This window comes from Methylobacillus rhizosphaerae, from assembly GCF_900187985.1.
Taxonomy (GTDB): domain Bacteria; phylum Pseudomonadota; class Gammaproteobacteria; order Burkholderiales; family Methylophilaceae; genus Methylobacillus; species Methylobacillus rhizosphaerae.
Map to the genome: position 1 here is coordinate 184874 of NZ_FZOA01000007.1, position 9640 is coordinate 194513.

Sequence of the window (9640 nt, forward strand, 5' to 3'; positions counted from 1 at the left end):
AAGATAATCAGAAACTAGACCACGCCTGTGCTACAGGTGTGGTTTTTATTTTTATTCATGGTATGAATCGCTCGCGACTATAGTCCGGCAATCAATGCATGCTTTTCATATCGATTGTGGAAGCTCAAGGAAGATACATGAACCAAATTCCAATCACAGTTAAAGGTGCCGAATTACTCAAGATTGAGTTGCAACGTCTGCGCAGTGTGGATCGTCCCAGCGTGATTCAGGCAATTGCCGAGGCACGGGCATTGGGTGACCTGTCTGAAAATGCGGAATATGATGCAGCCAAAGAGCGCCAGAGTTTTATTGAGGGACGTATCGCGGAAGTCGAAGCCAAACTTTCCAATGCCATGATCATTGACCCTACGACCCTGAATGCAGAAGGCCGCTGTGTGTTTGGCGCGACGGTTGAGCTGGAAGACCTGGACAGTGGTGATGTGACAACCTACCAGATTGTGGGAGACGATGAAGCTGATATCAAAGGTGGCAAGATTTCCATTGGCTCACCTATCGCCCGCGCCCTGATCGGTAAAGTGGAGGGAGATGTCGCCGAGGTCATGGCGCCTGGTGGTATCCGCTCCTACGAAGTACTTGGCGTGCAATATATCTGACAGGGCAGAACAACGTGAGCGCCTGGTCTGACAAGTTGGCATGGATCGTCACCACCTTCTGGGTGGGTGCGTTATGGGTGGTTGGCTATGTCGTGACGCCCAGCTTGTTCAGCCAGCTTTCATCCGATAAGCAACTGGCGGGTAGTCTGGCCGGACACTTGTTCGAGCTGGTCGCCTATATTGGTATTACCAGTGCGGTTTACCTGTTATTGCACCGCTGGTTGCGATTTGGTGCTGGCGTCGCTTTGCGACAGGGTTTTGTCTGGGCTGTGGTTGTCATGCTGGTGCTGACCTTGGCAGGGCAGTTCGGCATCCAGCCTGCCATGGCTGCCCTGAAAGCCCAGGCGTTGCCGCTGGATGTCATGAGCAGTGAGTTCGCTGGTCAATTCAAGGCCTTGCATGGCATTGCCAGCATAGGCTACCTGCTTGAGAGTCTACTGGGCCTGGTATTGGTGCTCAGGGTAAAATCCTGATTGAAAAAGCCGCCATTCATGGACATATGAATCGCGGCTTTTACCATGTTGACCAGGCTGGACCTGGTTTTATTTCGGAATGATGATCTTGGCTTGTTCCGCTTGTCGATAGATTACGAGTTGTTTGCCGATATGATGTACCGCGATGGCGTTGGTTTTTTCGCAGATTTCCTGCAGCATTGCGATACGGGCAGCACGGTCATCGCCGAACACCTTGATCTTGATCAGCTCGTGGGATTTCAGGCTGATATCGATTTCCTTCAGAACCTGTTCCGTCAGGCCGTTATTGCCGATCATCACTACCGGATGCAGATCGTGGGCGAGACCACGTAAAAAACTGATTTGTTTGGAATTCAATTGATTTATCTTGTTGATTCGAAAAGGCTCGCAGTTTAACAGATGAAACGTCGACCTACCAGTAAAGCATGGTTACAAGAGCATGTGAATGATGAGTTCGTCAAACGTGCTCAGCGTGATGGTTATCGTGCACGTGCCGCGTACAAACTCCTTGAGATTGATGACAAAGACCAATTGATCAAGCCAGGCATGACGATCGTGGATCTTGGGTCGGCCCCAGGCAGCTGGTCGCAAGTAGCCGTGCATAGACTGAATGGACAGGGGCGCGTGATCGCACTGGATCTCCTGGAAATGCCGCCTGTACCCGGAGTGGAGTTCATTCAGGGGGATTTCCGGGAAGATGTGGTATTGGGGCAACTGGAAAAAAGTCTGAATGGCAAGAAGGTAGACCTTGTAATTGCCGATATGGCCCCCAATATGAGTGGCATCAGTGATGTCGATCAGGCGCGTGCGGCGCACCTGACGGAGCTGGCGCTGGAATTCAGCAGGGATTGGTTGAAACCGGGCGGCAATTTCCTGGTCAAAGTATTCATTGGTTCGGGCTTTGATGAAATAGTGCTTGCCATGCGTGAAAGCTTTGACAAGGTAGTGACGCGCAAACCCAAGGCATCACGTGATCGCAGCAGCGAAGTGTATCTTCTGGGCCTTAAACGCAGTGATGCCGATTTGTAGGGCATGGCCGCGAAAATAGGATTAGAATAAAGCAGTAATTCCCATATGAACAAGGAACGGGGTTTTCTTTGAATAACATCGTAAAGAACATTGCTATCTGGCTGATTGTCGCGCTGGTGTTGATGACGGTTTTCAATCAGTTTGGCCTCAAGAGTGCGGCAGAAAGCCAGGTGGTGTATTCACAGTTCATCCAGGATGTGAAGAGTGGGCGCATTGCCAAGGTCACGATTGATGGACGCGTATTGCGCGGCGTGACTAATGAAGGTCGCAAGTTCAATACTTATGCCCCGACTGATCCATGGCTGGTGTCTGATTTGCTGAAGAATAATGTGACTGTGGAAGCCAAGCCTGACGAAGAACCTTCCATGCTCATGAGCATTTTCGTTTCCTGGTTCCCCATGTTGCTGTTGATCGCAGTATGGATTTTCTTCATGCGCCAGATGCAGGGTGGCGGCAAGGGCGGGGCATTCTCGTTCGGCAAGAGCAAGGCCCGGCAACTGGATGAAAACTCCAATCACACAACATTCGCCGATGTTGCGGGTTGTGATGAAGCCAAGGAAGAAGTTTCCGAATTGGTCGAATTCCTGCGTGATCCCACCAAATTCCAGAAGCTGGGTGGTCGTATCCCGCGCGGCGTGCTGATGGTAGGCCCTCCGGGTACAGGTAAGACCTTGCTGGCCAAGGCGATTGCCGGTGAAGCAAAAGTACCGTTCTTCACCATTTCCGGTTCTGATTTTGTGGAAATGTTTGTCGGTGTCGGCGCGGCTCGTGTGCGTGACATGTTCGAGCAGGCCAAGAAAAACTCCCCTTGCATCATCTTTATCGATGAAATTGATGCGGTGGGTCGTCATCGTGGTGCCGGTACTGGCGGCGGTAATGACGAGCGAGAGCAGACCCTGAACCAGATGCTGGTGGAAATGGACGGTTTCGAGGCTAACTCTGGCGTGATCGTGATTGCCGCGACCAACCGTGCCGATGTGCTGGATAAAGCCTTGCTGCGCCCCGGCCGTTTTGACCGTCAGGTGATGGTAGGCCTGCCGGATATCCGTGGCCGCGAGCAAATCCTCAAGGTGCACATGCGCAAGGTGCCTATCGATGCAGACGTCAAGGCTGACATTCTGGCACGCGGCACCCCCGGTTTTTCCGGCGCTGATCTTGCCAACCTGGTGAATGAGGCTGCCTTGTTCGCTGCACGCCGCAACAAGCGTACCGTGGACATGCAGGATTTCGAGGATGCCAAGGACAAGATTTTCATGGGTCCGGAACGCAAGTCCATGATCATGCGTGAAGAAGAACGCCGCAATACGGCTTACCATGAGTCCGGGCATGCTGTAGTGGCAGCATTGTTGCCCCATGCCGATCCTGTACACAAGGTTACCATCATGCCGCGTGGCTGGGCGCTGGGTCTGACCTGGCAATTGCCTGAGCACGACCGTATCAGCAACTACAAGGACAAGATGCTGGAAGAAATTTCCATCCTGTTCGGCGGGCGGATTGCTGAAGAAATCTTCATGAACCAGATGTCGACTGGCGCTTCCAACGACTTTGAACGGGCGACCAAGATCGCGCGTGACATGGTCACCAAGTATGGTATGTCCGATGTCATGGGCACCATGGTCTATGCTGGTAATGAGCAGGATTCCGTATTTGGCAGTATGTCGGCCAAAACAGTATCCGAAGCGACCCAGCAGAAGGTGGATGCAGAAATTCGCCGTATTCTGGATGAACAATATGGGGTTGCGCGCACCTTGCTGGAAGATCATCGCGACAAGGTGGAAGTGATGACGGCTGCCTTGCTCGAGTGGGAAACCATTGATGCCGAGCAAATCCATGACATCATGGAAGGCAAGCCGCCACGTCCACCCAAGCCCGCACCATCCAGCAGCAAGTCAACAACTGATAGCGGCAATAGCGGTAGTGGTACCACAACAGAACCCGCCCCGCAGCCTGCCGCCAAAGTCTGAGGCTGGTTAAACCTTCAGGCCACAAGCTGCTCGAAAGCAATGATTCGAGACTTGTGGCCTTTATTGTTTCTATTTGACTAGTGATCCCATGCAAAACGCTCATCAATTCATCTGTGGTAAATATCAGCTTGACCTCAGGCGCCCCCATGTCATGGGGATCGTCAATGTCACCCCGGACTCTTTTTCTGATGGTGGCCGCTATGCCTCGACTCAGCTTGCCGTGACTCATGCCCTGCAACTGGTGGCAGAAGGAGCTGATATTCTGGATATTGGCGGTGAATCCACCAGGCCCAATGCAACGCCGGTGAGTCTTGATGAGGAACTGAGCCGCGTGATTCCGGTGATTGAACAACTGGCGCGGGAAGTGGATGTGCCATTGTCGATTGATACCTACAAGCCGCAGGTGATGCGCGAGGCGGTCAATGCCGGGGCTGCCATCATCAATGATATCTGGGGCCTGCAACAGCCTGGTGCACTGGAGGCGGCTGCGGCAGGCAATGCAGGTGTGTGCATCATGCACATGCAGGGCACGCCACAAACCATGCAGCAAGAGCCGGTTTACCAGGATGTGGTGCAGGAGGTAAAAGTGTTCCTGCAGGAGCGCATGCAGGCAGCCGAGGCGGCAGGTGTGGCAATGGAGCGTATTGTGCTGGATCCTGGTTTCGGCTTTGGCAAGCGTACCGTGCATAATGTAGCGTTGCTGAATCACCTGCCTGAAATCCTGGCGCTGGGACGTCCCCTGTTGGTCGGCCTGTCACGCAAGTCTGTCCTGGGGCAGATCATAGGCAGTGATGTGCATCAACGCCTGCACGCCAGCCTGGCTGCCTCTGTCATTTCAGCCATGAAGGGTGGCCGTATCGTGCGCGTGCATGATGTCAAGGCCACAGTGGATGCCCTCAAGGTTGTGGATGCGGTGGTCAATGTCGGAATTGACAGATAACAACGAGAATAAAGAGTCAGAAATGAGCAGAAAATATTTTGGTACTGATGGTGTGCGCGGCAAGGTGGGAACATTCCCCATTACCCCGGATTTTGTCATGCGGCTTGGTTATGCCGCTGGCCGTGTCCTGACACGCATGGATCATCACCTGGCACCCGGCACCAAGCCATTGGTAATTATCGGCAAGGATACCCGCATCTCTGGTTATATGTTTGAGACAGCACTGGTTGCTGGCCTGTGCGCGGGCGGTGTCAATGTACGCATCACCGGCCCCTTGCCCACACCAGCCATCGCCCATGTGACCCGGGCGCAGCGTGCGCAGGCCGGTATCGTTATTTCTGCATCACATAACTCATTTGACGATAACGGCATCAAGTTTTTCTCGGCGCAGGGCACCAAGTTGCCAGACGAAGTCGAGCTGGCCATCGAGGCTGAGCTGGACCAGCCCATGAAGCTGGTGCCTACGGAACAGATAGGCCGGGTCAAGCGTATTGATGATGCCGCAGGCCGCTATATCGAGTTCTGCAAGGGGACTTTCCCCAATGCACTGGATCTGCGTGGCCTGAAAATCGTGCTCGACTGCGCCAACGGCGCAACCTACCATGTAGCCCCGCCAGTGTTCCATGAACTGGGTGCTGAAGTCATCAGCATCGGTACCCAACCCAACGGCTTGAACATCAACCTGAATGTCGGCTCCACGCACCCCGAGGCATTGCAGAAAGCCGTGGTGGAACACCAGGCTGATCTTGGTATTGCATTCGACGGTGACGGCGACCGCGTAGTCATGGTCGACAGCCAGGGCCAGCTGCTGGATGGCGACCAGCTGCTTTACATCATTGCCAGCCACCGTCATGAACGTGGACGGTTGGGCGGCGGCGTGGTCGGCACCCTCATGACCAACCTGGCGCTTGAACATGCATTGCACAAGGAAGGCATCCCATTCCAGCGGGCCAAGGTAGGTGACCGTTATGTGCTTGAGTTGCTGAACGCCAACAACTGGCAACTGGGTGGAGAAAACTCCGGACATATCCTCTGTCTGGACAAGCACAGCAGCGGCGATGGCATTATTGCCGCCTTGCAGGTGCTGCACGCTGTGCGCACCTCTGGCCTGAGCCTGGCTGACTGGGGCAAGCGCCTGCCGCTGTATCCGCAGGTGCTCATTAACGTCAAGATTGCCCAGCGTATTGAGTTGGATGACAACCCGCAATTGCAGGCCGCAGTGCAGGCAGCAGAAGCCACACTGAATGGCCATGGCCGTGTGCTCCTGCGCGCTTCAGGTACCGAGCCAAAAATCCGCGTCATGGTGGAAGGGCAGGATGGTGCCCTGGTACAGAAACTGGCAGAAGACATTGCGGCAGTGGTACAGCAAGTCGCCGGAAATTGATCTGCCTGTCATCATAGATTCAACGTATTGACACAAATTTGTCATGGAGGCATGCCAATCTGCCCCCATGCAAAATCGACTGCTGACAAACTATCTGCAACGCATCTGCGCACTGGATAGCGCGCTATGCATCAAAGTCAACCGTAGCAGCCATTACCGGCTGGTACGCTGGAGTTTCCGCCTGGTCAGCAGGCTGGGCGATGGCATGTTCTGGTATGCCATCATGCTGGGTATCATCCTGACCCAGGGGCAGGCCGGTATCCTGCCGTGCCTGCACATGATCACGGTCGGGCTGATTGGCACCGTGCTCTACAAATGGCTCAAGGGCAGGACCTTGCGCCCACGTCCTTATGCCGTCCACCAGGATATCTGGCTTGCCGGGAAACCACTGGATAAATTCAGCTTCCCCTCCGGCCATACCCTGCACGCAGTGGCATTCAGCATGGTGGCATTGCATCACTACCCGGAACTGGCACCGCTAATCATTCCCTTCGCTGTCCTGGTCGCCATGTCCCGCGTCATCCTCGGCCTGCATTACCCCAGCGACGTCATCGCTGGCGCCATCCTCGGCGCTTTGCTCGCTACAGCTTCATTCCTGATACTTTAAATGATCAGATATTCAGCATTGCTAAATGCTGATCCATATATTTGATCATTAATCCCTGAGTCAATATAGCAATCGCTATTCATGAGTATTTGAATAGTTATTTTCGTTAATTGACTTTCTTTCAGCAATTATCTTTAATATTGTTTACAAAAAATAATACTTAAAATAATATCGTAGCAAATGAATTATAAAAATATTACATTGCATTAAAAAACAATAATGTACGGGGGGTTGTTGTGGTTTCTCTCAATCGAGTAGGAATACCTAGATTTCACACAAATATAACAGGGGGCTGGGTTACTCACAGTAGAGTGGCGCAGTTCTTCCTCTTCTGTCTGAAGTGCTTTTTCTCCAGCTATCTTCGTACTATCTCAATAGCAATTTTTCTATCAGGATGCATAAATTTCCTGATGGTTTCATATGCATACGCAGCGAATCCATTCACGACGCCTGGGAATTTTAGTGTGGGAAATGATGGTTCAGCGAACTACAGCATTCCCCTTTCTGTTCCTCCCGGTACAGCGGGTATGGCCCCCACCCTCAGCCTCAACTATAGCAGCCAGAGTGGGAACGGCCTGGTTGGTATAGGCTGGGGATAGAAGGTTTATCCCAGATCAGCCGATGCCCGACCACCCTCGAACAAGATGGATCAACCAGTGGTGTCACCTATACCAATACCGACCGGTTTTGCATGGACGGACAACGCCTGATTGCGACCACCGACAGCTACAACCCGACTACAAAACGCTATACCACCACCCCATCCTACGGCGCGAATGGCACAGAATATCGAACAGAGAGCGCCAACTTTACCAGAATCATCTCCTATGGCACCGCCGGAAATGGCCCTGCCTGGTTCAAAGTCTGGACCAAAGGTGGACAAATCATCGAATATGGCAATACCACCAACGCCGCCATTGAAGCCCAAGGGACATCCACGATCAGAACATGGGGCGTCAACAAAATCAGCGATACAACGGGCAATTACATCACAGTCACGTATACAAAAGACAGCGCCAACGGCAACGCCTATATCTCGCGGATTGACTACACAGGCAATGCAAATACAAATCCGGCATTGGCCCCTTATGCGAGCGTGAGATTTAGCTATGAGACCCGTCCAGACACCATGACAGCCTATCATGCTGGTTCACTATTGAAGACAACCAAGCGCCTGACGAACATCAAAACCTATCATGGAACGAGCGTTGTGAAAGACTATCGTCTTGCTTATGAATTGAGTCAAGTGACTCAACGCTCCCGGCTTAAAACAGTGACTGAGTGTGATGGGGCCGGCACTTGCCTTCAAAGTAAATCATTCAGCTACTTACCAGAACTGGGTTCAACTGTTGGAGATATCAAGACGATTGCGACGAATCTCTACGGAGCTTTTGATAAAGCCAGCACTCGTGTGCGTAATGTGGACATGAACGGGGACGGTCTGGCGGATGTACTAATTGGGCCAGACTCCAATGGAAAATGGTATGTATTGCGTAATACAGGCAGTGCCTTGGTGGATGCGGGTGCGTGGGCCAGCAACAAATACGCAAACTTTGCGAGTGCCAGTGATCGTATCCGCAATGTAGACATGAACGGGGATGGCTTGCCAGACGTGTTGATTGGGCCAGACTCCAATGGAAAATGGTATGTATTGCGTAACACGGGCAGTGCCTTGGTGGATGAAGGAGCCTGGGTGACCACTGGATATGGTATTTGGGATGGCCATAGTGATCGCATCCGTAATGTGGACATGAATGGAGATGGTTTGCCAGATGTGCTGATTGGGCCAGGCTCTAATGGAACATGGTATGTGCTACGCAATACAGGCAGTGCCTTGGTGGATGAAGGCATTTGGGTTACGAATAAATACGCAAATTTTGCGAGTGCGAGTGATCGTATTTATAACGTTGACATGAATGGAGACGGTTTGTCGGATGTGCTGATTGGACCGAGCGGGAGTGGAGAGTGGTATCTGCTCTCCAATGTGGCCAGCTCACTGCCATTTCTAAGTAAAGTGAGTGAGCCGGGTAGTGAGATTGTTGTCAGCTATAACTCCCTTGTTGGAAATAACGTTTATACCAAAGACAGCGGAACGAATCGTGCTGTATACCCGGCACAAGACATCCAGGATGCCCTTTACGTTGTAAGCGGAGTGAGTATGAGCAGCGGAGTGGGGAGTTTGATTAAGACGAGCTACCAATATGGTGGTTTGAAAGGGCACCTGCTAGGTAGAGGCTCCCTAGGATTCCGTTGGATGAAAGAAACAGGGGAAAGCAGCGGCATCACGGTGAATCGCCCCTACTATTCTAGACAGTCTCCAGCCCCTCGAAATAACGCTTTTCATACTCTACTGGCGATAGGCCATTATTGAAACTGTGTCGACGCCTAGGGTTATAAAACATCTCGATGTAATCAAATACATCTTGGCGGGCGGCTTCTCGATGCTCATAAATCTTCCGACGTATCCTTTCCCGCTTCAGCAATTGAAAGAAGCTTTCTGCGACTGCATTGTCGTGGCAATTTCCTCGTCTGCTCATGCTAGGTTTGAGACGGTGCGCTTTTAAAAATGCCTGCCAATCATAGCTGCTGAACTGACTACCTTGATCTGAGTGGACTAGCACCTCCCCAT

The 9640-nt window shown here is 52.3% G+C and carries 11 protein-coding genes; 9 read left to right on the forward strand and 2 right to left on the reverse strand.

Annotated features, from left to right (window positions below; all coding sequences use genetic code 11):
* Positions 1 to 137 precede the first annotated feature (137 nt).
* Positions 138 to 614, forward strand: a complete 477-nt coding sequence (gene greA / locus CHB59_RS09550) for a transcription elongation factor GreA (RefSeq protein WP_089376010.1) — start codon at positions 138 to 140, stop codon at positions 612 to 614.
* A gap of 14 nt (positions 615 to 628) precedes the next feature.
* Entirely contained in the window at positions 629 to 1087 is a 459-nt protein-coding gene (locus CHB59_RS09555; RefSeq protein ID WP_089376011.1) for a DUF4149 domain-containing protein, read from the forward strand.
* Between the two features lie 69 nt (positions 1088 to 1156).
* Here CHB59_RS09555 and yhbY read toward each other — a convergent pair whose 3' ends face one another.
* On the reverse strand, positions 1157 to 1453 hold the full coding sequence (gene yhbY, locus CHB59_RS09560; protein WP_089376012.1) for a ribosome assembly RNA-binding protein YhbY: 297 nt from the start codon (positions 1451 to 1453) through the stop codon (positions 1157 to 1159).
* Between the two features lie 33 nt (positions 1454 to 1486).
* Between yhbY and CHB59_RS09565 the strand changes: the two genes are divergently transcribed.
* From CHB59_RS09565 to CHB59_RS11820, 7 genes are all read left to right on the forward strand, one after another.
* Positions 1487 to 2116: an RlmE family RNA methyltransferase gene (locus CHB59_RS09565; RefSeq protein ID WP_089376013.1), complete on the forward strand. Its 630-nt coding sequence runs from the start codon at positions 1487 to 1489 to the stop codon at positions 2114 to 2116.
* A gap of 68 nt (positions 2117 to 2184) precedes the next feature.
* On the forward strand, positions 2185 to 4080 hold the full coding sequence (gene ftsH, locus CHB59_RS09570) for an ATP-dependent zinc metalloprotease FtsH (RefSeq protein ID WP_089376014.1): 1896 nt from the start codon (positions 2185 to 2187) through the stop codon (positions 4078 to 4080).
* Between the two features lie 88 nt (positions 4081 to 4168).
* Positions 4169 to 5020, forward strand: coding sequence for a dihydropteroate synthase (gene folP, locus CHB59_RS09575; protein WP_089376032.1), 852 nt, complete (start codon positions 4169 to 4171; stop codon positions 5018 to 5020).
* A 22-nt stretch (positions 5021 to 5042) separates the two neighbouring features.
* The gene (gene glmM / locus CHB59_RS09580; RefSeq protein ID WP_089376015.1) at positions 5043 to 6404 is read left to right on the forward strand and encodes a phosphoglucosamine mutase; all 1362 of its coding nucleotides are present in this window, start codon (positions 5043 to 5045) and stop codon (positions 6402 to 6404) included.
* Positions 6405 to 6471: 67 nt separating this feature from the next.
* The gene (locus CHB59_RS09585) at positions 6472 to 7011 is read left to right on the forward strand and encodes a phosphatase PAP2 family protein (RefSeq protein ID WP_089376016.1); all 540 of its coding nucleotides are present in this window, start codon (positions 6472 to 6474) and stop codon (positions 7009 to 7011) included.
* 410 nt (positions 7012 to 7421) lie between these two features.
* Positions 7422 to 7610, forward strand: a complete 189-nt coding sequence (locus tag CHB59_RS11910) for a SpvB/TcaC N-terminal domain-containing protein (RefSeq protein WP_089376017.1) — start codon at positions 7422 to 7424, stop codon at positions 7608 to 7610.
* 14 nt (positions 7611 to 7624) lie between these two features.
* Positions 7625 to 9382: a toxin TcdB middle/N-terminal domain-containing protein gene (locus CHB59_RS11820; protein WP_281252029.1), complete on the forward strand. Its 1758-nt coding sequence runs from the start codon at positions 7625 to 7627 to the stop codon at positions 9380 to 9382.
* On the opposite strand, the gene CHB59_RS09600 is transcribed toward CHB59_RS11820, so the two are convergent.
* Positions 9318 to 9640 (reverse strand): IS3 family transposase (locus CHB59_RS09600; RefSeq protein WP_143738713.1); only part of this gene is annotated, 323 nt, incomplete at its 5' end. The genes CHB59_RS11820 and CHB59_RS09600 overlap by 65 nt on opposite strands.

Excerpts from the sequence above, each read along its gene's own strand:
- CHB59_RS09565 (WP_089376013.1), top strand. The coding sequence starts at position 1,487 with ATGAAACGTCGACCTACCAGTAAAGCATGGTTACAAGAGCATGTGAAT.
- folP (WP_089376032.1), top strand. The coding sequence starts at position 4,169 with ATGCAAAACGCTCATCAATTCATCTGTGGTAAATATCAGCTTGACCTC.
- CHB59_RS09585 (WP_089376016.1), top strand. The coding sequence starts at position 6,472 with ATGCAAAATCGACTGCTGACAAACTATCTGCAACGCATCTGCGCACTG.
- glmM (WP_089376015.1), top strand. The coding sequence starts at position 5,043 with ATGAGCAGAAAATATTTTGGTACTGATGGTGTGCGCGGCAAGGTGGGA.
- CHB59_RS11910 (WP_089376017.1), top strand. The coding sequence starts at position 7,422 with ATGGTTTCATATGCATACGCAGCGAATCCATTCACGACGCCTGGGAAT.
- greA (WP_089376010.1), top strand. The coding sequence starts at position 138 with ATGAACCAAATTCCAATCACAGTTAAAGGTGCCGAATTACTCAAGATT.